General features: G+C 58.0%; 19 protein-coding genes. 12 read left to right on the top strand and 7 right to left on the bottom strand.

Annotation, left to right across the window (positions count from 1 at the left end; all coding sequences use genetic code 11):
- Positions 1-54 precede the first annotated feature (54 nt).
- Positions 55-213 carry a hypothetical protein gene (locus EDC26_RS20025; protein ID WP_165930862.1) on the top strand — a complete coding sequence of 53 codons (159 nt, stop codon included), beginning with the start codon at positions 55-57 and terminating at the stop codon, positions 211-213.
- A gap of 196 nt (positions 214-409) precedes the next feature.
- On the opposite strand, the gene fdhA is transcribed toward EDC26_RS20025, so the two are convergent.
- Positions 410-1,609: a formaldehyde dehydrogenase, glutathione-independent gene (gene fdhA / locus EDC26_RS00805; protein ID WP_132579368.1), complete on the bottom strand. Its 1,200-nt coding sequence runs from the start codon at positions 1,607-1,609 to the stop codon at positions 410-412.
- Between the two features lie 442 nt (positions 1,610-2,051).
- On the opposite strand from fdhA, the gene EDC26_RS00800 reads away from it, so the two are divergent.
- The gene (locus tag EDC26_RS00800; protein WP_132579367.1) at positions 2,052-3,233 is read left to right on the top strand and encodes a quaternary amine ABC transporter ATP-binding protein; all 1,182 of its coding nucleotides are present in this window, start codon (positions 2,052-2,054) and stop codon (positions 3,231-3,233) included.
- Entirely contained in the window at positions 3,230-4,150 is a 921-nt protein-coding gene (locus tag EDC26_RS00795; protein WP_132579366.1) for an ABC transporter permease, read from the top strand. Before EDC26_RS00800 ends, EDC26_RS00795 begins: the two co-directional genes overlap by 4 nt.
- A 30-nt stretch (positions 4,151-4,180) precedes the next feature.
- Here EDC26_RS00795 and purU read toward each other — a convergent pair whose 3' ends face one another.
- Positions 4,181-5,059: a formyltetrahydrofolate deformylase gene (gene purU, locus EDC26_RS00790; protein ID WP_132579365.1), complete on the bottom strand. Its 879-nt coding sequence runs from the start codon at positions 5,057-5,059 to the stop codon at positions 4,181-4,183.
- A gap of 163 nt (positions 5,060-5,222) precedes the next feature.
- Here purU and EDC26_RS00785 point away from each other — a divergent pair, with 163 nt between their 5' ends.
- The 8 genes from EDC26_RS00785 (at position 5,223) to EDC26_RS00750 (ending at position 15,393) form a co-directional block, all read left to right on the top strand.
- A complete protein-coding gene (locus tag EDC26_RS00785; protein ID WP_132579640.1) occupies positions 5,223-6,290 on the top strand; it encodes a GlxA family transcriptional regulator in 1,068 nt (355 codons plus the stop codon).
- Positions 6,291-6,452: 162 nt separating this feature from the next.
- On the top strand, positions 6,453-7,823 hold the full coding sequence (locus EDC26_RS00780; protein ID WP_132579364.1) for an L-serine ammonia-lyase: 1,371 nt from the start codon (positions 6,453-6,455) through the stop codon (positions 7,821-7,823).
- Between the two features lie 6 nt (positions 7,824-7,829).
- Positions 7,830-9,074 carry a sarcosine oxidase subunit beta family protein gene (locus EDC26_RS00775; protein ID WP_132579363.1) on the top strand — a complete coding sequence of 415 codons (1,245 nt, stop codon included), beginning with the start codon at positions 7,830-7,832 and terminating at the stop codon, positions 9,072-9,074.
- Positions 9,075-9,234: 160 nt separating this feature from the next.
- Entirely contained in the window at positions 9,235-9,516 is a 282-nt protein-coding gene (locus EDC26_RS00770) for a sarcosine oxidase subunit delta (RefSeq protein WP_132579639.1), read from the top strand.
- On the top strand, positions 9,513-12,590 hold the full coding sequence (locus tag EDC26_RS00765; RefSeq protein ID WP_132579362.1) for a 2Fe-2S iron-sulfur cluster-binding protein: 3,078 nt from the start codon (positions 9,513-9,515) through the stop codon (positions 12,588-12,590). Before EDC26_RS00770 ends, EDC26_RS00765 begins: the two co-directional genes overlap by 4 nt.
- The gene (locus EDC26_RS00760) at positions 12,580-13,173 is read left to right on the top strand and encodes a sarcosine oxidase subunit gamma (protein ID WP_132579361.1); all 594 of its coding nucleotides are present in this window, start codon (positions 12,580-12,582) and stop codon (positions 13,171-13,173) included. Before EDC26_RS00765 ends, EDC26_RS00760 begins: the two co-directional genes overlap by 11 nt.
- Positions 13,174-13,451: 278 nt before the next feature.
- A complete protein-coding gene (locus EDC26_RS00755) occupies positions 13,452-14,471 on the top strand; it encodes a GlxA family transcriptional regulator (RefSeq protein ID WP_243700732.1) in 1,020 nt (339 codons plus the stop codon).
- Positions 14,472-14,538: 67 nt separating this feature from the next.
- Positions 14,539-15,393 carry a glycine betaine ABC transporter substrate-binding protein gene (locus EDC26_RS00750; protein WP_132579360.1) on the top strand — a complete coding sequence of 285 codons (855 nt, stop codon included), beginning with the start codon at positions 14,539-14,541 and terminating at the stop codon, positions 15,391-15,393.
- 648 nt (positions 15,394-16,041) lie between these two features.
- Here EDC26_RS00750 and EDC26_RS00745 read toward each other — a convergent pair.
- Both EDC26_RS00745 and EDC26_RS00740 read right to left on the bottom strand, forming a co-directional pair.
- Positions 16,042-17,163, bottom strand: a complete 1,122-nt coding sequence (locus EDC26_RS00745; RefSeq protein ID WP_165930861.1) for an FAD-binding oxidoreductase — start codon at positions 17,161-17,163, stop codon at positions 16,042-16,044.
- Between the two features lie 22 nt (positions 17,164-17,185).
- Positions 17,186-18,469, bottom strand: a complete 1,284-nt coding sequence (locus EDC26_RS00740) for an aromatic ring-hydroxylating oxygenase subunit alpha (RefSeq protein WP_132579358.1) — start codon at positions 18,467-18,469, stop codon at positions 17,186-17,188.
- 122 nt (positions 18,470-18,591) lie between these two features.
- On the opposite strand from EDC26_RS00740, the gene EDC26_RS00735 reads away from it, so the two are divergent.
- Entirely contained in the window at positions 18,592-19,641 is a 1,050-nt protein-coding gene (locus EDC26_RS00735; protein WP_132579357.1) for an RNA-guided endonuclease InsQ/TnpB family protein, read from the top strand.
- 24 nt (positions 19,642-19,665) lie between these two features.
- Here EDC26_RS00735 and EDC26_RS00730 read toward each other — a convergent pair whose 3' ends face one another.
- From EDC26_RS00730 to EDC26_RS00720, 3 genes are read right to left on the bottom strand one after another with little or no spacing between them, the layout of a single operon-like run.
- Positions 19,666-20,445 carry an electron transfer flavoprotein subunit beta/FixA family protein gene (locus EDC26_RS00730; RefSeq protein WP_132579356.1) on the bottom strand — a complete coding sequence of 260 codons (780 nt, stop codon included), beginning with the start codon at positions 20,443-20,445 and terminating at the stop codon, positions 19,666-19,668.
- Positions 20,442-21,563 (bottom strand): electron transfer flavoprotein subunit alpha/FixB family protein, encoded by a 1,122-nt coding sequence (locus EDC26_RS00725; RefSeq protein WP_132579355.1) that lies wholly within the window; start codon positions 21,561-21,563, stop codon positions 20,442-20,444. Before EDC26_RS00725 ends, EDC26_RS00730 begins: the two co-directional genes overlap by 4 nt.
- The gene (locus EDC26_RS00720) at positions 21,560-23,467 is read right to left on the bottom strand and encodes a (Fe-S)-binding protein (RefSeq protein WP_425012182.1); all 1,908 of its coding nucleotides are present in this window, start codon (positions 23,465-23,467) and stop codon (positions 21,560-21,562) included. The genes EDC26_RS00725 and EDC26_RS00720 overlap by 4 nt, the downstream gene beginning before the upstream one ends.
- Position 23,468 lies beyond the last annotated feature (1 nt).

Below are 23,468 nucleotides of genomic sequence, written 5' to 3'. Positions count from 1 at the left end.
GCGCTGGCTTTTGAGTGTCCATTTTACAGAGACTCTTTTGATAAAAAGGTAGCCATGCTTGTTAAACCACGTACCCCAACCAAATTTCGTCCGCTGCAGTCCGGTGTTCAACAGCTTATCAATGAAGAGCGGGCCAAGCAGGCCTCGGCCAAGCGCATTATCAGCATGAGTGGCGTGGGTAATGAGCGGTACGGCCGCAAGCACAATAAATAATTTCCGTAGAATCCAAATCAACTGTGCACTTTAGTTGTATCGGTGGCAGCTACAGGGGCTGCCACTACATTAGCGGCGGACACGTTTTTGTAGCGGCACCCCTTGTGGGTGCCATTTTTGCCAAACAAGGTGCAGGTTATGGCGTAGATGGCAGCCACAAGGGCTGCCGCTACAGCGATTGATTTAGAACGGCCTGCTACGCGGCTCGCAATACCTGGTGCGGGTCAATGACGAATTTCTTGGGTGCGCCCGCATCGAATTCAGAATAACCGTTGGGTGCCTGATCCAGCGAAATAACCTGCACCCCGACTATCTCCGCAATATTGATGCGGTCCCACAAAATTGCCTGCATCAGCGCCCGGTTGTATTTCATGACAGGCGTTTGTCCGGTGAAAAAACTGTGGGATTTAGCCCAGCCCAGGCCGAAACGGACTGACAGATTACCGTGTTTGGCGGCGGCGTCCGAGGCGCCGGGGTCATCGGTCACATACAAGCCTGGAATGCCAATTTTGCCGGCCGCGCGAGTGACTTCCATCAGCGAGTTAAGTACGGTGGCAGGGGCTTCGTTTTGCGAGCCGGAATGGCCGTGGCCGCGCGCTTCAAAGCCGACGGCGTCAATGGCGCAATCGACTTCGGGGGTTCCCAGGATGGCCGCAATCTGGTCGGCGAGGGAGGTGTCCAGCGACAGGTTTACGGTTTCAAAGCCCACTTTTCTGGCATGGTCCAGACGCACCGGATTGACATCGCCCACGATGACGACGGCAGCGCCCAGCAGCCGCGCCGAGGCGGCGCTGGCCAGGCCGACCGGACCGGCGCCGGCCACGTATACGGTCGTTCCAGGGCCCACGCCCGCCATCACGGCGCCGTGGTAGCCGGTGGGCAAGATGTCCGACAGGCAAGTCAAGTCGCGTATTTTGGCCAGGGCCTGCTGGCGATCCGGAAAACGCAACAGATTGAAGTCGGCATAGGGAACCATGACATATTCGGCTTGCCCGCCAATCCAGCCGCCCATGTCGACATAGCCATATGCGCCGCCGGGGCGGGCGGGGTTGACGGTCAGGCACACGCCGGTGTTTTGTTCCAGGCAGCAGCGGCAGCGGCCGCAAGCCACGTTAAACGGCACTGAAACCAGGTCGCCCTTTTTTATTCGTTCGACATCACGGCCCAGCTCGATGACTTCACCGGTGATTTCGTGGCCCAGCACCAAGCCGGCGGGCGCGGTGGTACGGCCCCGGACCATATGCTGGTCCGAGCCGCAAATATTGGTGGAGACCACCTTGAGCACGACGCCGTGTTCGATTTTCCGGCCTTGCGGATCGGCCAGCTTCGGAAATGGAATGGACTGCACTTCTACCTTTCCGGGCCCTATATAGACAACCCCTCGGTTCTCTGCCATGTGATTCATCTCCTGAATGTTTGGTAACGCGTTAGAAATAGGCCTGTAGCGGCGGTGCCCTGTAGCGCCACCCCTTGTGGGTGGCAAAACCCTGACGGTTAAGACGGCGTCTACGTGTTTGTTGGATAGGTGGCAGCCACAAGGGCTGCCGCTACAAAGACGCGGGTGACTGCTAAATAGTGGCAGCTTTGGGTGTTTTTCGTTTGTCTGATAACGACATCCGCTCTAGTTTTTACGACCAATTATTCCTAGGACAAACACCTATGAAATCCACGCCGATTGAGGCGTAAACTCCCTTCCTTTGAAGGTTTTTAAAGCCTTTTTATGAGAAATAAGCAGCATTTTGTCGCTTTTAGACAATTAATTGCCGTTTTTTGGCAATAGTGCCGCGGAGTCGACGGGGAGGGCGTTGTTGCTGCTTCCTGCTGTATAAGAGGCCGCTATGAGTGTTGATAAAATCCAGGTTAAGAATTTATATAAAGTCTTCGGCTCCAATCCCGATCTGGCGATCGAATTATTAAATAAAGGCCAGAGCAAAGACGATATATTTCGCGAAACCGGGCAAATCATAGGCGTTGATAATGTCTCTTTCTCCGTTCAAGAGGGTGAAATATTTGTTTTGATGGGTTTGTCGGGCTCGGGGAAATCGACCCTGATTCGCCTGATCAATCGTCTCGTCGAGCCCAGCGCCGGAAGCGTTTTTGTGGATGGGCAGAATGTGTCGGCCATGAACCGGGTTCAGCTTACCGAGCTGCGGCGCCGCAACATGAGCATGGTGTTTCAGTCGTTTGCCCTGATGCCGCATCGCACGGTGCTGGAAAACGCCAGTTTCGGCCTGGAGGTTTCGGGTGTCGCCAAGAAAGAACGGGAAAAAAGAGCTTTGGCGGTCCTGGAACAAGTCGGGCTTGCCACGTTTGCGCATAAGCGGCCTTATGAGTTGTCGGGCGGAATGCAGCAGCGGGTCGGCCTGGCGCGGGCGTTTACCGTCAATCCGTCGCTGATCCTGATGGATGAAGCTTTCTCGGCGCTCGATCCCTTAAAGCGCCGGGAGATGCAGGACGTATTGCTTGATCTGCAACGCGAGCAGCGCCGCACCATAATTTTTGTGTCGCATGACCTGGAGGAAGCGCTTCGCATCGGCAGTCGCATTGCCGTGATGAAAGGCGGCGTTCTGGTCCAGGTCGGGACGGCGCGGGAAGTCATTAATAATCCGGCCGACGATTATGTGCGCGCTTTTTTCAATGGCGTCGATACATCGCGTTATTTAACGGCTGCCGATATTCTTGAGCCCGAAGGCATCCCGATTATCGACTACCCCTATTTGTCGGATACCTTGTCCGCTTCGGCCGACATCGACGACAAGGGGGCGTTTTTGTTGAACCAGCATAAACAGGTGCAGGGGTTCATTCCCAATAATTACGAGCTGGCGCGCTGCCGCAGCGGTGCGTCATCGCCCTTGTTCTCTCCGACGATTCCGTCGGATATGCTTTTGAGTGAATTAATGGATGTCCTGATGATGTCGCACCGCCCTTTGCCGGTGGTGAATCAAAGCGGCGCTTATTGCGGCGCCTTGTGTCATGCCACGGTGCTGAAAACGATCGCCGCAAATCGGGGTGGCGCATGAGCGATCAACTGACCCAGTTAGTGCTCTGGTGGGGAAGCCATAAATTGCCCTTGGGGCATTGGGTGGATTCCGGCGTTAATTACATGCTGGATAAGCACGGCAATATTTTTGATTCGTTCGGATTCCTGATTCATTCATTTTCGGGGGCGATAGAGTCGGGGCTGGTTTCTTTGCCCGTCTGGTTGATGATCAGCATATTTGTCGCGCTGGGCCTGTGGCGGGTGGGCTTGCGGTTTGCCTTGTTTACCCTGCTTTCCTTGTTGCTTATCGATAACACGCATTTCTGGGACCAAACGGTCATCACGCTGGGCCTGACGTTTTCGTCGACCTTGATCAGCCTGGCGTTTGGCATCCCCCTTGGCATTTGGGCGGCCCGCAATAGAACCGTATCGACGATTGTTCGCCCCGCTCTGGATTTGATGCAAACCATGCCCGCGTTTGTTTATTTGATTCCGGCGGCGATGTTTTTCGGCCTTGGACGGGTGCCGGGCATTCTGGCCACGGTGGTTTTCGCCATGCCGCCCGCCGTGCGCCTGACGGCGCTGGGAATCCGCCAGGTGAATAATGAAATCGTCGAGGCCGGGCTGGCGTTTGGCTGCAAGCCGGGCCAGTTATTGCTTAAGGTACAAATTCCCAACGCCATGCCGTCGATTATGGCCGGTATCAATCAAACCATCATGATGGCGCTGTCGATGGTGATTATTGCGTCCATGGTTGGCGCGGGCGGGCTGGGCAATGATGTGCTGGCCAGTATCCAACGGCTGGATATCGGCCTGGGGGTGGAAAGCGGTTTGGCCGTGGTGTTGCTTGCCATTATTCTCGATCGCATTACCGAGAGTTTCGGTATTGACCCGCAGCAAAGCCGCGTTACGCCGTTTGCGCGTTTAATGAACAAGCTGAAGGGGGTTACCGGTTAAAGAGGCCGCGGGCGGCGCCGGCCATTTGTTTTAAAGCAAAATGGTTCGGTTGCCGTTAATGAATACGCGCCGCTCGATAAACGACTTGACCGCTCGAGCCAGTGCCTGGCATTCCATGTCGCGCCCGACGGTCAACAATTGGTCCGGGCCATGGGCGTTGGTAACGCGTTCGACGACTTGTTCGATGATCGGCCCCTCGTCCAGGTCATCGGTGATGAAGTGGGCGGTCGCCCCTATCACCTTGACCCCGCGATCGTAGGCCTGGTGATAGGGCTTGGCTCCCTTGAAACCCGGCAGGAAGGAGTGGTGGATATTGATGGCGCGCCCGGCCAGCTTTTTACTGGTTGCAGGGCTGAGTACTTGCATGTAGCGCGCCAGGACGACCAGGTCGCTGCGGGTTTCGTCGACAAGGCGCAGCAGTTTTTCTTCCTGTTCCAGTTTGGTTTCGGGTGTGATAGGCAGGTGCGCAAAAGGCAGGCCGTGTTGTTCGGCCAGGTGTTGCAAAAGGGTGTGGTTCGAGGCGACGGCGGTAATGTCCATGGGCAGCTCGTTCATGCGCCAGCGAAAGAGCAGGTCGTTTAAACAGTGATCCAGGCGCGACACCATGATCAGGACACGCGGTTTCGTGCTGATGTCGTAGATTTGCCATTCCATGTCGAACTGCCGGCCGATCTGCTGGAATTCCCGCTGCAGCGTCGAAAGGCTCAGGGCGTCCTGTACGGTGGTGTGAAAAGCGCAGCGCACAAAAAAACGCTGCTTGAACTTGTCGTCGAATACCTGGAATTCGTCGATGTATCCGTGGTGCCGGTCCAGGAATGCGACAACGGCCGCCACTTCGCCGGCCTGGCTGGGGCAGGCGATGTTGAGACAAAATGCACGGTTCGGGGGCAGGCTGGTGTCGGTGGGCATAGTCGTCGCTTTATGTAGCGGCACCCCTTGTGGGTGCCATGTCTCGTGTAGCAGCAGCCCTAGTGGCTGCCAAACGGTATGGAGCGGGTAGTACAACAGGAAAGCGCCGGATCGGAATAGAATGAAACTGCCTGAACTCAGGTACATAAGCGATGATTTCTCCATGAGGTGTGCCTTGCCCTGCGAAGACATGTCAGCCGCCGCCAAGCCCGTTTGGTTCGGCATATTGTTGCTGCCCAATTTCACGCTGACGGCGTTTTCGGGCCTGGTCGATATGCTCAGGCTGGCGAGCGACGAGGGCGACAATAGCCGCCCCGTCAGGTGTTGCTGGTCGCTCATCGGAGACGCCAAGCGGCCTGTTCGCGCCAGCTGCGGCATCGAGACGACCCCCTGGGAAGATCTGGGCGACCCGGCGCGGTTTGATTATGTAGTGGTGGTAGGCGGCCTGTTGCGCAAAGGGTCCGAGCCCAGTCAGGCGACGCTGGATTTCATCCAGGCCGTCGGGAAAACGAAAACGACGCTGGTCGGCATTTGCACCGGAACCTTCGCCCTGATGCGCGCGGGGGTTCTGGCCAAACATCGCATTTGCGTCAGCTGGTTTCATTATTGGGATTTCCTCGAGCAATTCCCTCATGTCGATCACACCCGGCTCGTTGCCGACCGCTTGTTCGTGATGGATGATCGCCGCATTACCTGTTCCGGAGGCCGTGCATCGATCGATGTTGCGGCGGCTATCCTCAAGCGCCATATCGACCTGTCCACGGTTCAAAAGGCGCTGCGCATTTTGCTGGTGGACCGGGCCGATACCATCAATGCGCCGCAGCCTCATCCTCCGGGCCTGGAGCCATCGGCCCATCCCATTGTGAAACGCGCCATGCTATTGATGGAGCAGCATGTCAGCAAAACCTTGACTCTGGAAGAGATGGCGAAAAAGCTGAATGTGTCCAGCCGCCAGTTCGAACGGGTATTCAAGGCCGATACCGGCAGAACGCCCCAGGCCTTTGCCCGGGCCATGCGTTTGCGGGTTGCGGCCTGGACTTTGCTGAACACCGATAAAACGATCTCCGCCGTGTCATCCGATTGCGGATTTTCGGATGCCTCCCACATGGGGCGGGAGTTTCGCCAGATCTACGCGGTGTCTCCCAGCACCTTTCGGCGTGAAAAAAGAATGGCCGGGCTCGACGAGGTCAATTATCAGGAGATTTTCCCGAATCGGACCGAGTTTTATTAAGCAAATGGTTTACCCTCGGCCTTCAAGGTTTGACGCAATTGTTCTAGTTGAATGGCGTCTTTATTCTAGCTCGGCAGGCGTTTGATTGTTGTACTACGCAGGTGTTGTCAATTCCGGTATTTATCGGATAAATAAAAAAATAACACAGGCGTGGAGACAAGCATGTCGCTGAGTACTTTCGATTTATTCAAAATCGGAATCGGACCGTCCAGTTCGCATACCGTGGGGCCCATGATTGCGGCCGCGCGCTTTGCGCATCGCCTGGAAGAAGCCGATTTGCTGTCAGCGGTGGCCGGCTTGCGTATTGAACTATACGGCTCCCTGGGCGCAACCGGCAAGGGCCACGGCACCGACACCGCCATTATGCTGGGCTTGTGCGGCTATCAGCCTCACCTGATCGACCCGGACGTTGTGCCGCAGGTTATCGAAGGCATCCGGGCGAGCGGGGAAATCCGCCTGTTGAATCAGGTTGCGGTTCCCTTCGTTGAAAAGCAGCATATCCATTTCAACCGCGGCGTGCTGGCCCTGCATTCGAATGGCATGCGTTTTATTGCAAGCGACTCGGCCGGCGCGGTGCTCATGAAAAAAGAGTATTACTCCATCGGTGGCGGCTTCGTCATGAACTGTGACGGGATGCGCGTTAATTCGGCCGACGATACACCGGTTCCGTATCCGTACAAGAGCGCCGCCGAGTTATTGAAGATGGCGGGCGAGGCGAATCTGACGATTGCCGGGCTCATGATGGAAAACGAAAAGTCCTGGCGCACGGAGGATCAGGTGCGCGCGGGAGTGCTGAATATCTGGGATGTCATGGCCGCCTGTATCAAGCGCGGCTGCGCGGCTCAGGGTCATTTGCCCGGCCCCATGAAAATGAAGCGCCGCGCCGCGGCCCAGTATCGCGCGCTGTCCGAGCAGTCCGAAGAGTCATCGCGCGACCCCCTGACCATGCTCGACTGGGTCAATTTGTACGCCATGGCGGTGAATGAAGAAAACGCAGCGGGCGGCCGGGTGGTCACGGCGCCGACCAACGGCGCGGCGGGCGTGGTCCCCGCGGTGCTGCAGTATTACCTCCGGTTTATCCCCGGGGCGAATGCGGATGGAGTTGTCGACTTCTTGTTGACCGCGGCGGCAATTGGCATCCTGTACAAGGAAAATGCCTCGATCTCGGGCGCCGAAGTGGGTTGTCAGGGCGAGGTCGGCGTGGCCTGTTCGATGGCGGCCGGCGCGTTGGCAGCGGTCATGGGCGGCACCAACGCGCAAATTGAAAATGCGGCCGAGATCGGCATGGAGCACAACCTGGGTATGACGTGCGATCCGGTCGGCGGGCTGGTTCAAATCCCTTGCGTCGAGCGCAATGCCATGGGCGGAGTCAAAGCCATTAACGCCGCGCGCCTGGCGATGCGCGGCGACGGGACGCATTATGTGTCATTGGACGAAGTCATTAAGACCATGATGCAAACAGGCGCCGACATGAAAACCAAATACAAAGAAACGTCGCGCGGCGGTTTGGCCGTGAACGTTATTGAATGCTGAGCAACTATGAGTCGATATTCCATTTTCAGCCTGATCCGTAATGGGCTTTCCTATAACCAGAATTGGCAGCGGGCCTGGAAAAGCCCGGAACCCAAGCGTGAGTATGACGTGGTCGTGGTCGGCGGCGGCGGTCATGGGCTGGCAACGGCCTATTACCTGGCCAAGGAACATGGCGTGAAGAATATCGCCGTCATTGAAAAAGGCTGGCTGGGCGGGGGCAATACCGCACGCAATACGACTATTGTCCGGTCCAATTATTTGTGGGATGAATCGGCCCGCCTGTATGAAACGGCCATGGGGCTGTGGGAAGGCCTGTCGCAGGATCTGAACTACAACGTGATGTTCAGCCAGCGTGGGGTGATGAACCTGGCCCATACCTTGCAGGAAGTGCGCGATACGCAGCGCCGCGTCAACGCCAATCGGTTGAACGGCGTGGACGCCGAATTCCTCACGCGCGACCAGATCAAGGAAATTGTGCCCATCATCAATCTGGACTGCCACTATCCCGTGATGGGCGCGTCGTTTCAGCGCCGCGGCGGTGTGGCCCGCCACGATGCCGTGGCCTGGGGCTTTGCACGCGGTGCCGATAAATACGGGGTCGACATTATCCAGAACTGCGGCGTCACGGGCATTCGCCGTGAAAACGGGGCGGTGACCGGCGTTGACACGGTGAAGGGCTTTATCAAGGCCAAGAAGGTTGCGGTGGTGACGGCGGGCAACTCCAGTGTACTGGCCGCCATGGCGGGCATACGCCTGCCGCTTGAGAGTCATCCGTTGCAAGCACTCGTGTCCGAATCGATCAAACCGGTTCTCGACACGGTCGTCATGTCCAACGCCATTCACGCCTACATCAGTCAGTCGGACAAGGGCGATCTGGTGATTGGCGCGGGCATTGATCAATATACCGGTTACGGGCAGCGAGGCAGCTTCCAGTTGATCGAAGGAACGTTGAAGGCCATTGTTGAGATGTTCCCGATATTTAGCCGGGTGCGGATGAATCGTCAATGGGGGGGCGTGGTCGATGTGTCGCCCGATGCCTGTCCGATTATTTCAAAAACCGATGTCAAGGGTCTTTATTTCAACTGTGGTTGGGGTACCGGCGGCTTCAAGGCCACGCCGGGATCGGGATGGGTTTTTGCGCACACCGTTGCCAACGACAACCCCCACCCCATTAATGCGCCGTTTTCACTTGACCGCTTTTATACCGGCCACCTGATCGATGAGCATGGCGCAGCGGCGGTTGCACATTGAACAAGATTTTGGCGGCTACAGGGGCGACCGTTGCATGCGTGGTGGGTATGTGGGTTGTCGCGTTGGCGTGGTGGCACCCACAAGGGGTGCCGCTACATGATTCAGCAGTACGTTTTTGTGGCGGCACCCCTTGTGGGTGCCATTTATTCCGGAACCAATGATGTTATTGATTAAATGCCCCTGGTGCGGCGAACGCGCCGAAACCGAGTTCAGCTGTGGTGGCGAGGCCGATATTGTGCGCCCGGTCGACAGCGAGAATTTAACGGATAAAGAGTGGGGCGATTACGTGTTCATGCGCGAAAACGCGCGCGGATTGCACCGCGAGCAATGGCATCACACCCAGGGGTGCCGGCGTTGGTTCAAGCTTGAACGCGACACCGTATCGTACGAAATAAAAAGTTATGAAAAGTTTGCGCAACCCAATGAGGGAGTAGAGGAATGAGTCAGTCGTATCGTCTGGATTCAACAGGGCGGGTTGATCGTTCCAAGCCGGTGGAATTTTTGTTTAACGGAAAAACGTATCGGGGTTTTCAGGGGGACACGCTGGCTTCGGCCTTGCTGGGCGCGGGCGTGCATTTTGTGGCGCGCAGCTGGAAGTACCATCGCCCGCGCGGAATCATGACAGCGGGCGTGGAAGAACCCAACGCCATCGTACAGCTTGAAGAAGGCGCCTATGCCGTGCCCAATCCGCGTGCGACCGAGGTGGAGCTTTATAGCGGCCTGGTGGCAAGCAGCGTGAATGCGTCGCCCAGTCTGGAAAATGATCGCATGGCGTTTGTACAGCGCTTTGCGCGTTTTATTCCAGCGGGTTTCTATTACAAAACCTTTATGTGGCCCAAGAAGTTGTGGCCGAAATATGAAGCACGTATTCGCGAGGCGGCGGGTTTGGGCTCGTCGCCCCGGCTGCCCGACCCGGATCGTTACGAAAAAACCTATGCCCATTGCGATGTGCTGGTGGTGGGCGCCGGGCCTGCGGGGTTGGCCGCGGCCTACACGGCGGCGCGATCGGGCGCGCGAGTGATGCTGGTCGAAGACCACGCGGAGTTAGGCGGCTCTTTGTTAAGCCAGGATACCGAGAGCGGGCGCCACGACAAAGCCGCAGCGATAGCTGATGTGGCGGTAGCTAATGTAGCGGCACCCCTTGTGGGTGCCACCATCGACGGCAAACCGGTCGACGTATGGGTGGAGCATATCGCGGCCGAGCTCCAGGCGAACCACAATGTACAGATATTGACCCGCGCCACAGCATTTGGATATCAAGACCATAACCTGGTGACGGTCTGTCATCGTTTGACGGATCATCTGCCGGTGCACAGCCGTCGCGGAGTGCGCGAACGCCTGTACAAAGTACGTGCGAAGGCGGTTGTCCTGGCCGCCGGCGCTCACGAGCGCCCCATGATATTTGGCAATAATGATTTGCCGGGCATTATGTTGGCGGGGGCCGTTTCCGCTTATATCAATCAGTATGGTGTGCTGCCGGGCAAAAAGGCCGTTGTCTTTACCAACAACGACGAGGCCTATCGCACGGCTATAGACCTGACGCGGCACGGCGCGTCGGTGCTGGTGGTTGACGCCCGCGCCGCCACGCAAGGGTCTTTGCCCGAACAGGCGAAGCGCCAAGGTATATCGGTCATGTACGGAGCCATGGTGATTGAAGCCAGTGGCACGCGTCACGTTCGCAGCGTCCAGATTGTTGCGTGCAAAGAGGGGGTGCCAGGAGAGACCCTGGCCGAGCATCCCTGCGATCTGCTGGCCATGTCGGGCGGCTGGAATCCCGTGCTGCACTTGTTTGCGCAGTCGGGTGGCCGAGCCGTATGGAACGATGCCAAAGCCTGCTTCATCCCCGGCCAGGCTGTGCAGCCGGCGTTCAGCGCCGGCGCGGCCAATGGCGATTTTCTGTTGGCCGAGGCTTTGAGTGGCGGCGTATCGGCCGCGCAAGCCGCTTTGGCCCACGCGGGCGTGACCGCCGCGCAGGCCGTATCCTGGAGTACCCCGGCCGTTGTCGAGAGCCCGATTCTTGCGCTTTGGCTGGCGGGCCACAAAGCCAAGGTGGGCCGCGGTGCCAAGCAATTCGTCGATTACCAGAATGATGTGGCGGTATCGGATATTTACCTGGCGGTGCGCGAAGGCTATGAATCCATCGAGCACGTCAAGCGCTATACGGCGTTGGGGTTCGGCACCGATCAGGGCAAGCTGGGCAATATCAGCGGCATGGCGATATTGGCCGATGTATTGAATAAAACGATTCCGCAAACCGGCACGACCACGTTTCGCCCCAATTACACGCCGGTCACCTTCGGTGCGCTGGCCGGGCGGGAGCTGGGCGACTTCTTTGATCCGATCCGTAAAACCTGTTTGCACGAATGGAATGTTGCGCAAGGGGCGGTGTTTGAGGACGTAGGAAACTGGAAGCGCCCTTGGTATTACCCGCGCAATGGCGAAGACTTGCATGCGGCGGTTTCACGTGAATGCCTTGCGGTGCGCAATAGCGTGGGCATCATGGACTCCTCGACCTTGGGGAAAATCGATATCCAGGGCCCGGATACGACGGAATTCCTGAATCGGATATATACCAATTCGTGGACCAAGCTGGGCGTTGGCAAATGCCGTTACGGCCTGATGCTGGATGAAAACGGCATGGTGTTCGACGATGGCGTGAATATTCGCCTGGGGCCGGAGCACTTTCTTCTGAGTACGACTTCGGGCGGTGCGGCGCGCGTCATGAACTGGATGGAGCGATGGCACCAGACTGAATGGCCGCATTTGAAGGTGCACATGACTTCGGTCACCGATCATTTTGCGACCTTTGCGGTGGTGGGACCCAATTCGCGCAAGGTATTGCAAGCGGTATGCGCCGATATCGACTTCTCCAACGAGGCGTTCCCCTTCATGAGCTTTCGCGAGGGAACCTTTGCGGGCGTTTTTGCGCGGGTCATGCGCATCAGCTTCTCGGGTGAGCGCTCGTACGAAGTGAACGTGCCGGCCAATTGCGGCCAGCATGTCTGGGACGCGCTGATGGAGGCGGGCCGTCCGTATTCCATTACGCCTTACGGGACCGAAGCCATGCACGTTTTGCGTGCCGAGAAGGGCTACATCATTGTGGGCCAGGATACCGATGGTTCGGTGTCTCCTTTCGATTTGGGCATGGGCGGGCTGGTGGCGAAGACGAAAGATTGTATCGGCAAGCGCTCTTTAAGCCGCACGCATACGGCGCAGGCCAATCGCAAGCAATTCGTGGGCCTGCTGCCCGACGATCCCGCCTTGCTGCTGCCCGAGGGCGCGCAGATTGTCTCGCAGTCGGGCGGCGCGTTGCCGGCCGTCATGACGGGCCATGTCACGTCCAGCTATAGAAGTCCGATACTCAATCGGTCGATTGCCCTGGGGTTGCTGCAAGGAGGCCTGGAGCGCCAGGGTGAAAAGATAACGGTGGCGCTGCCCAATGGCGGTTATGCGACCGCTTCGGTATGCAGCCCCGTTTTTTACGATTCCGAAGGGACACGCCAAAATGCAGACTGAAATCGTTCGGGAATCGCCCCTGGTGGGCGTGCAGGATTTATTGGCCCAGACGCCATCCCATCTTCATGCACAGGTTCGCATAGAAGAAATGCCGTTTCTTGAACTGAACAATATTCGCGGGAATTCGAATTCGCCCGAGTTTGTGCAGGCTGTTGGCGAGGTGTTGGGCGCAGCGCTGCCGGTTGAGACCAATACGGTATCGGTCGGCGCCACGCATGTGCTGTGGTGGCTGGGGCCCAATGAATGGCTGGCGCAATCGCTTCAGGATACGCCTGCGGTGCTCGAGGCGGCCTTGCGCCGCCGGTTTGGTGATCAATTTTCGACGACCGTCGATGTAAGCAGCGGCTACACCACATTGCGTTTGTCGGGCGTTCACGCCCGGGATGTTTTGCAGAAAGGTTGCCCGCTGGACCTGCATCCCAAGGCGTTCACCGAAGGGCAATGTGCACAATCGTATTTTTTCAAGGCAGGCATAACTGTACGGCCGCAAGCCGATGGCGCATGGGTGGTGATTGTCCGGCGCAGTTTTGCCGATTATGTAGTGCGCATGATGCTGGATGCCGCGCAAGAGTTTTATTTGTGAAGAGGTGCGCCAGTAGCGACAGGTTTGTAGCGACAGGCCTTGTGCCTGTCATCGACGCAAGAAGATACCGCCCTCTTGTTAACGATTATGGCAGCCACAAGGGCTGCCGCTACAAAAACCTACCGTTAGCTAATGTAGCGGCACCCCAGCTTTTGTAGCAGCACCCCAATTTTTGTAGCGGCACCCCTTGTGGGTGCCATGTTGAAAATCAAGACGCTATCCATAAAGAAACATGCTTCCAAGTTGTTTGAATTTAACCATTTGATGGATGAACGAAAATGAGCCGGCCTGCAATGTCTATCAGCGACTACACGCACTTTGGTTTCGTGCTGCTGCCCTCGTTTACCCTGCTGTCGTTTTCAAGCGCGGTAGAGGTGCTTAGAATGGCAAACCACTTGCTGGGAAAGTCGGTATATCGATGGTCCATCCTGAATCCGGACGCCGATTCGGTTGTTTCCAGCAATGGTATCGCCATCGCAACGCGGCCGTTCGATAACCTGGATATGCCCGATGTCGTTTTTGTGTGCGGCGGAACGGGGATCAGGGCGGCCAGCAGCCCGGAAATCCTGTCCACATTGCGCCATCTCGATGCGCAGGGTATTACTCTGGGCAGCCTGTGCACAGGCGCGTATGCCTTGGCCAAAGCCGGTTTGCTCAATGGTTACCGTTGCTCGACGCACTGGGAAAACCTGACAGTGCTGAGGCAGGAATTTCCGGCCGTCGAATTCGAAGAAGAGGTATTTGTTGTTGACCGCAACCGGATCACGTGCACCGGCGGCGTCGCGCCGCTGGATATGGTCTTGCACCTGATCGCGAGCAAGGTGGGGGCCGAGATCCGGGCGTCCATCGCGAGCCAGTTCATAGTGGCTCATATTCGCGATGCGAAGGATCGCCAGCGGGTGCCGCTGCTGGCCCGCGTAGGTTCGGTCAGAGAGGCCCTGGTCGAAGTGGCTTCCCTGATGGAGGCCAATATCGAAGAGCCGCTGTCTCTGGGTGAGCTGGCTGAATTGTCGCATTCGTCGCAGCGGCAGATACAAAGAATGTTTCGCGAAAACCTGGGCGTGACGCCCACCCAGTACTACCTGAATTTGCGGCTCCAGCGCGCGCGCGAACTACTCACGCAAACCGGCTTGTCGGTGATGAACATTACCGTTGCCTGCGGCTTTCAATCCGCCTGCCATTTCAGCAAGACATATCGCAAATTGTTCGGTGTGACGCCCAGCTCGGAACGCGGCTGGGGTCTGCACCAGACCAATACTTCATTTCAGAATTCTTCCGCTGGCTACATGAGGCAATAGAGGTCTTAGGGACGAATGGCAGTACGTTTTTTGTTATTAACTGATGTTTAAACAAAAAGGATTACCTATGAAAGTTTGCTCTCTACTTACAACATTGGGCCTGGCTGCGACGTTGAGCGTTGCGGCCCTGGCTCAGGCTGCTGGCAAGCCGGAAATCAAGCTCGGTTATGTCGATGGGTGGGCCGACAGCGTGGCCACGACCGAAGTTGCGGCGGCCATCATTCGCGAGAAGCTGGGCTATGACGTCAAGCTGGTTCCCGTTTCGGCCGGCATCATGTGGTCGGGCGTGGCCCGTGGCGATCTGGATGCGAGCCTGTCCGCATGGCTGCCTGTCACGCACTCCGAGTACTATAAAAAGTTCAAGAAGCAAGTCGTTCTCGTCGGCACGGTTGAAGCAGACGCCAAGATCGGCCTGGTCGTTCCGGACTACGTCAAGGCCAAGACGGTTGCGGATCTGAAAACGGAAAAGACCGCCTTTGACGGTGTGATTACCGGCATCGATGCGGGTGCAGGGGTAATGGACAAGGCCCAAAAGGCCATCGTGGCGTACGACCTGGGTTATAAGCTGCTTCCCAGTTCGGGCGCAGGGATGGCAGTCGCGCTCGATCGCGCGGTTCGGGCCAAAAAGGACATTGTGGTCACGGGCTGGCAGCCGCACTGGATGTTCGGCAAATACAAACTGCGTTTTCTTAGCGACCCGAAGGGGGTGTTTGGCGCGTCGGAAAATGTTCAAGTCATGATCAATCCAAAACTTGAAACCAAGGCCAAGCCGGTGGTGAATTTCCTGAGCAAATTCCAATGGAAGCCGGGCCAGATCGCCACGGTAATGGTGGCGATTCAGGATGGCGTGAAGCCTGCTGTAGCCGCCAAGAAATGGGTGGCCGACAATGATGCGCAAGTCAACGGTTGGGTAGGAAAATAAGAGTCATTCGGTATAAATTAAGACAGGAATAGGCTGGTCCGCCGGAGCGCCGTCATTATTGACGGCGCTCCGTGTTTTTAGAGCATTTTTGGTCACACGGTATGCGGTGCGGGATGTTTGGGTATTTGTCGGTTGGGTATCTGAAGACGCCGTCTATGGGGGCCGGGGCGTGGCATGCCTGGAACTCACTGGCCCGCAGCCGGCTCTATCACGTTGCCTGTAGACACGCTGCCCGTAGACCTCACTCGACCAAGCGCCTGCCATCCCTACACATCCTCCGATGCATTTCACCAGCGCAGCCGTAGGGCGAGGGGTGGGTACCGTCCGGTCATTCGCCCGACGCCCGCCTGGACGAGGCAGACCCGGGCAGTCGGGGCGCGTAGCGCCACGACCGCTGGACGGACCGGACGGTACCCACCCCTCGCCCTGCGGCGTCTTAATAGAATGACCCCACCCAAAACGATGACCCCACCCAAAGCGGCTAAAAAAAGAGCGACATGAAACCCGTTCAGTTCCGTAAGCACTTCAACCGAAAATGCCTTAGCCTTTATTCCATTTCATTGATGGCACCCACAAGGGGTGCCGCTACCTATCAGAGGGTGCCGGTACGTCTGCGCTTTCGCGTTCGCGATTGATTTGGAAACGGAATTATTTATCGATGACCAGATCACTCAGCGGGCGGCTGCAGCATAGCAACACATAGCCCTGGTCGATTTCACGCTGGCGTATGCCGCCCTTGTGTTCCATGTGGACCTGACCGGAGATAAGCTTGGCCTTGCAGGTGCCGCACATGCCTTGCGTGCATGACGAGGCCAGGCGCACGCTCGACTGGCGCGCGGCATCGAGCACGCTTTGGCTGGAGACGCAGGTGATTTCGCGATGGCTTTTTTGAAACTGCACGTTGAACAGTTCAATGCCCGGTGTGGCGGAGATATCGGCCACGGCATCGGCCGATTGCTCATCCTGCGTTTTGGATAGCGTTTCAAAAGAGAAGCTTTCCTGATGGTAGTGCTCCATCGGGAAACCGGCATCCTCGAGCATGCCTTTTACCGACCGCATATACGGCTCGGGCCCGCAAATGAATGCTTCCCGCTCCAGGAAGTCCGGTGTGCTCAGCTGCAGCAGAGACAGGGTCAGGTAGCCGTTGACGCCATTCCAGTGTCGGCGCGCGCCATTTCGTTCACAGATGAAATGGGTGTGAAAATGGTGCTGCGTATACGATAACCGCTTGAGTTCGCTTTCAAAAATGATGTCGTCCGGAGTTCGCGCACTATGCAGGAAAACGATGTCGCGATCGTCGGCCAGATCGCTATGCGTGCGGGACATGGACATCAGAGGGGTCACGCCCGAGCCGGCCGACAGGAACAGGTATTTCTTGGCGGGATAGTTGGCGCAGGTAAATTCACCCGAAGGCGGCAGAACGCGCACCCGGTCGCCGGCTTTAAGGTGGTCGTGCAGCCAGTTCGATACGATACCGTTGACGACTCGCTTGACGGTAATGGTCAGCAGGTGAGGGCGGGTGGGGGGCGACGAGATGGTATAGCAGCGATTGATTGGCGCGCCGTCGATAACCAGTTCAAGCGTTAGAAACTGCCCCGGCGAAAAGTGAAACAGATGGCCCTTCGGGGTTCTGAATGCGAAGGTTTTTACGTCATGCGTTTCATCGGTGACGGAACAGCAGATAAGCGATTCTTCGTCGTCGCTGTCCCACACCGGCGGGAGCTTGTCCCAGAACCCGGCCTGGTTTATTCGGTTGGTGCTTACGTCCATGTTGTGCTCCCGCCTGTACCGTTCAGGCATTGATCAAGGCGGTTAAGCGCTCGATGTACCAGCGGCAAAATTTTTCGACATAGATTTCGGTGTAAGGAGAGTAGGTGCCAGGCACGTAGGCATCGCTATGGATACCCTTTTGTGAGATTTCCACCAGGTGGCGATCCTGGTTGTTGGTGGCATTCCAGACGGCGGTCAGATTATCGAGGTTGTAATCAACGCCTTCGACCGCGTCTTGATGCACGAGCCAGGTTGTGCGCACCATGGTGCGCTCTGCCGATAGAGGGAAAACCTGGAACGTCACGATATGGTCGCTCATGAAATGATGCCACGAGTTCGGCTGGGTCCAGAGCGAAAGAGCCCCGAGGTCTGCCCGAGTAAAGTCGCCCAGCAGCTTTTTACTGGCTATCTTGGCGTCGAGGGTTTCGGATTCGCCATGTTGGTCCAGCGGCAGGCGCTGCGTTCGAAAACCAGTGATCCTGCCATCCAGGTGCTCAATTTCAATCGAAGGCAAACCATAGCCGCCTTCCCAGTCTTTGGATCGCTCCAGAACCAGTTGGTCGTAGGATTCGAGCATGGCCTGGTTGCTTGGCGAGGCCTGATAGCCGAAGCCGTACTCAAAAATGGACGCCGTCAGCTCAGGATGATTGGCCGCGCAGTGATAGCATTCGCGGTTGTTTTCAATGGTGAGCTTCCAGTTGCATTCTTCGACGATATCGATTTGCGCCGCCACCTTGGTCTTGCTGATTTGATGCGGCAAAATGTACGGCTCCATCGCCGCCTTGAACTCGTCGAAGTCGGCGGGGGGGGAGTCCGCCAGGCAAATGAACAGGAGTCCGCCCAGGTTTTGCAGATGGACGGACTTCAAGCCGTTGCGGCTGCGGTCGAAATCGTCGCCCATGTGCTCGGCAAAAAGCAGTTTGCCTTCCAGGTCGTAGGTCCACTGATGATAGGGGCAAACAATATTGCCCACAGAGCCCTTGTGTTCGTTGCACAGGCGTGAGCCGCGATGGCGGCACACATTGTGAAAGGCTTTGATGGCGTTGTCGTCATCGCGCACGACGACCACGGAATTTCTGTGTATGTCGACCGTGATGTAGTCGCCGGGCTCAGGGATCTCGGACTCGACCGCGACATAGATCCAGTGCTGGCCGTATATCAGTTTCATGTCGGCCTCGAAGACTTCCGGGCTGATATAAAAGGGAGCATCCAGGGCATGTCCCGGTTTGCGGTTTTCAACCAGCGCCGCTATTTCCGGCGATACCTTTGTTTTGCCTGGCTCACACGCTACGTATGTCTCTTTCATCAGGTGCTCCGTGAAACCCCGGCGTTCAGGCCGGGGAGGTAAGGGGCGCAAGCGACAGCTTGCACTGTATAAATAAACAGGTATGATAGGCGCATAAGACCTTGAAAAAAGGTGGGGCGCCAATGAGCACGAAGGTCTACCGCTACCGCGTCAAATCCCTGAGCGGGATGCTCAACAAGCAGTCCCGAGCGGTGAACTTCGTCTGGAATTTTTGCAACGACACTCAAAAGCACGCGCTCAAATGGCGCAAGCGCTGGCCAACGGGCTTTGACCTGAATGTCCTGACCACGGGCAGCAGCAAAGAGCTTGGCATCCATTCGGGAACGGTCAACGCGGTCTGCGAGCAATATGCCAAATCGCGTGGGCAATTCAGGCGCCCTTGTCTTCGCTATCGCGGCAGGCGCTCGCTGGGATGGGTTCCGTTGAAGGGGCGTGAGCTGAAGCGCCACGGCCAGGCCTTCCGGTTCGCTGGCCATACTTTTCGCGTGTTTAATTCTCGAGCGCTTCCCGAAGGGAAAATCAGGGACGGCACGTGCTTTGCGCGAGATGCCCAAGGCAACTGGTTCCTGAACGTCGTGATTGAGGTGGCTGATGCCCCCGCCCGGCCCATCCATAACGGTGTGGGTATCGACCTGGGGTTGAAGGAATTTGCGACGCTTTCTACCGGCGAGAAGATCGACAACCCACGCCATTTTCGCCAGATGGAGGAAAAGCTGGCGACCGCGCAGCGGGCCAGAAAGAAGCGTCAGGTCGCAGGGATCCACACGAAGATCAAAAACGCCCGATCTGATTTTCTCCACAAACTGTCTCACAGACTGGTGAACGAGTTTGATTACATCGCCGTCGGCAACGTCAATGCCAAGGCGCTTGCCAAAACCAAGCTGGCAAAGAGCGTGAATGACGCGGCTTGGTCGTCTTTTCGAAACCTGCTCCAGTTCAAAGCGATGACGCACGGGGCAACGGTGGAAGAAGTGAACGAACGATTGACCTCCCAAACCTGTTCGAGTTGCGGTGCACTGCCCGACTCGCGGCCTAACGGTATCGCAGGGCTTGGAATAAGAGAGTGGGTATGCAGTGATTGCGGTGCTATGCATGATCGTGATGTAAACGCTGCGTTAAACATTCTCCGTCGCGGACGTGCGACGCTAGCGGTAGGAATCCTCGCCCTTTAGGGCGGGGAGGACGTCAACATGACCTCAGTAATCAATCAAACCATGCTCGCGCAAGTAAGTAATAACGGCTGCTGCTTTTTCCTGTGTGCTACCTTGACTCATCACCTGCCCCGCGCGGCTTTCCGTTGTGGTGGCCGATAGCATGCGCGTATGGCCGGAGCGTTTTTCGCGGGCGGCAAATTTAATGGGTTTGGCGCGGATGGCCTCGACAGTCCAGTCGGTACCCGCAATGGCCGGGGCCTGGGCCGGCGCGGCAATAATGCGCCCCGCCAGCTTTTGTGCATAGGCGTAGCGCACCGTAAGGGGCGCCAGCGGGTGCACCGTGATGACCGTCGGTAAACCGACCTCGACGCTGCGGCGCCGCCCCTTGGGCAGGAATTGCTCGGCAACGGCGCGATCCTGGGCGATGGTCAGCTCAAGCACGCTGGGCACGAGATTCATGTCGAGCGCGTTGGCCAGGAGGTAAGGCACCATGCCGCTGTCTTCTTGCCCTTCTGCCCGCGAGCCGCAAATAATCAGATCCGCGTGATGAACGCGCGCGAGCAGCGCGGGCACGATATTGATATCGGGCGCCACACTCACGACGTTGAGCGCCTTGACGCCCAGCGCCAGGTAATCGGCCAGCGCCGCATGTTGCGCATTGCCTGCATGAATGACTTCTATCGACGTGAGCGAGGGCGGCAGGGCAAACGCCAGGCTTAGCGCGCGCGCGTCGTTGCGGCTCCAGCGTGGAGCACCTGAAACGGGGTGGCGGCCGACCGATACCAGAACGGCCACGCGCAATGGGCGTGTGGAATCGGTCATGGCCGGGGCTCGGTGTGTTGATGGCGCGCGAGGTGGATTTCATCGCACAGCGCCCGGGCAAGCGCCTGGGTGTCGTCGATAACGCTGAAATCGGCCCGTTTGACCATGGGGGCGCTGGCGTCGATATTGACGGCGATCACGTGACGGCAGTCTTTGATGCCTTGCAAATGTTGTACCGCGCCCGAAATCCCAAGCGCGATGTAGACGCTGGAGGCGACGGTTTTCCCTGTCGCGCCGACCTGCTGGTCGCGGGTGAATCGCCCATCGTCGACGGCGACGCGGCTTGCGCCGATGGCGGCTCCGAACGCGTCGGCCAGGGCGTGAAAGCCGTTCAGATCCTGCACGCCATTGCCCGCGGAAATAATGAAATCGGCCTCTTCAAGCGACAAGTGCTGCGCCGGCACCGTGGTGGTGCCCCTGTCGCGGTATCGCGGCGTGAGATCGGCAGCGGGGCGCGTCCAGGTCATTTCTTTGCCCTGGCCCGAAAACGGCAGGCGCATATCGACGCAGTCGTGGTCGAGCAGTATGACGCGGGGCAGCGGCTGGCGCGCATACACGGCGCCTTGCTGCTGATACACCGTAACGGCATTCGCGGTCAGTTCAACGACATGGGTGGCGATGCCCAGCGTGTATTGGGCGGCTACGCGGCGCCCCAGATCGCCGTCGGGCAGGTCGTTATCGGCCATGACAATATGAGTCGGCGCGAACTGTTCAATCAGGCCGCCCAGAATATGCGTGTTCACATCAGGTTCATACACGTCGGCATCGGGCATGACGATAAGCTGGTCCGCTCCCAATAAGGCGGTGTCCTCATTCAGCGGGCCAAACACGATCAGCAGCACGGCGCAGTGCGCATCGGCCAATAACGCTGCCGCTGCAACGGCTTGTTGCGCTTCCAGAGACAGTACGCCTCGTTCGCTGTGCGTGACGGTCATGATGCAGCGTTGGGCTTCGCCCGTCAGGCGCAGGGGTTTGGCGGCACCGGGCCCGACGGCCGGAATGACCGCCTGGATCATTTCGCCGCCGGCCACCGCGGTCTGGCCCAGTGTGTAGCGCCTGCGCCCTTGTCCGGTGACGATAAATGGACGGCGAGGGTTGATTCGGCGCGGCGGATTCATGATTGTTCCAGTGCCGAGGCGACCAGCTCGGCAATATCGCGTACGTCGGGCCTGGGGCCGACAACGCCTTCGAGCATGGCCGTGCAGCCCGGACACGCCACGGCAACCGTGCCGGCGTTGATATCGCGTGCATCCTGGATGCGGATGTCGGGAATCCGTTTCTTTCCCGGGATGTCGGTGATTGGGGCGCCACCGCCGCCACCGCAGCAGCGGCCATTGACACCATGGCGCTCCATCTCGGTGATCGAAATGCCCAGCGTTTTGAGCACGCGCCGCGGCGCTTCGATTTCGCCGTTATAACGCGCCAGATAGCATGGGTCGTGGTAGGTCAAGGTGTGGTCGATCTCCAGCGGCTTGGGGCGGATGGCGCCCGTGTCGATCAGTTCGGCCATGAAGGTCGTGTGATGCATCACCGTGAACTTTCCGCCGAATGCCGGATACTCGTTGCGCAAGCAGTGCATCACATGCGGGTCGGCCGTGACAATTTTCGAGAACGACAAGGTGTTGAGCGTGGCGATGAGCTGATGGGCGAGCATCTGAAAGGTGGCTTCGTCGCCCAGGCGGCGGGCCACATCGCCGGTATCGGTTTCCAGCTTGCCCAGTACGGCGAAGTCCACCTTGGCCGCCTGCAAGACCTTGACCAATGCGCGCAGGCTGCGCTGGTAGCGCATGTCGTAGGCGCCTTCGCCGGCGATCAGCAGCACGTCGACCGCTTCGGTCTCTTTGGCTGTTTTGACGTTCAGATCCACCGCCCAGTTGTAGCGGGCTCCCAGGTCGTAACCTCCCATCGTCCCGGTTTCCCGCAAGTTGGCGATAACTTCAGGGCCTTTGCCGGGGATCTCGCCCAGAGTGAGGGTTTGATGGCGGCGCATGTCGACGATGGCGTCGACATGCTCGATGAGCATGGGGCAGGCCTGCACGCAGGCGCGGCAAGTGGTGCAGGCCCATAGTGTTTGCGGGTCGAGCAAATTGGGGAAGATGAATTCGCCGGTAGTGCAATGATGCTGGCCGACAGGCATGCCGGGATAAGGGCTGCCTGCGTAGTGGGCGTCGGTGGTGCCGCTCATGCCGACCACGATGTCCTGAATCAATTTTTTCGGGTTCAGGGGCTGCTCCGCCGCAAAGGCTGGACAGGCTTCTTCGCATTTCCCGCATTGAACGCAGGCGTCGAAGCTCAATAGCTGGTTCCAGCGAAAATCGGAGGGCTTGCCCACTCCCAGTTCTGCGTCATCCAGATTCAACGGCTTGAGTGCCGTGGGGCTGGTCGATGGGCTTTTTTCAAAACGTTCAACGCGAGGGTGAAAGGCCAGATGGGCCAGCCCTGCCATCGCGTGTTTCATGGGGCCGCCACGGCCTGCGCCCAGGGTGAGTTCCCAGGCTCCGGCCACAAGCAACAACACGGTCAAAAGGCTGATGACGTATGAAAAGGCGGTGGCGGTCTGGACTCCCGGGGCGGGCAGGCCCAACAGGAGTAGCCCCAACGCCAGCGTGCCCAGCATCCAGGGCAAGCGATTCCATGCGCCCCCGGACAGGCGGCTCGGCCTGTTTTTCGCGCGGCGATAAGCGACAAAGACAACGCCTGTGAACATGATCAGGGCGGCGAGCGCAATGGCGATGTCCAGGCTTTGGGAATACAAGGCCAGGCCGTAATTCACGCCGACCAGCAGCAGGGCGAGGATGGCGCCGCCGGCCGTTGCAATGTGCGTGCGCGCCATATAGGGGTCGCGCGCCACCACATGATGCAAATCGACGAAATAACGTTTCGGGATGGCGAGCAGACCCTGCCATTTGACCGCGGCGGCGCGTCCGGTGCGCCATAACGCCGCCCGGCGTCCAATGCCGACCGCGAGGCCCATGACCCCTATCCAGAACAGCACACTGATCACGGCGGCAAGGGAATGCATC

This window comes from Paralcaligenes ureilyticus (assembly GCF_004346225.1).
In the GTDB taxonomy this organism is placed as follows: Bacteria; Pseudomonadota; Gammaproteobacteria; order Burkholderiales; family Burkholderiaceae_B; genus Paralcaligenes; species Paralcaligenes ureilyticus.
Note: the sequence above shows the minus strand (reverse complement) of the source record. Positions and strands in the feature narration are given on the sequence as shown.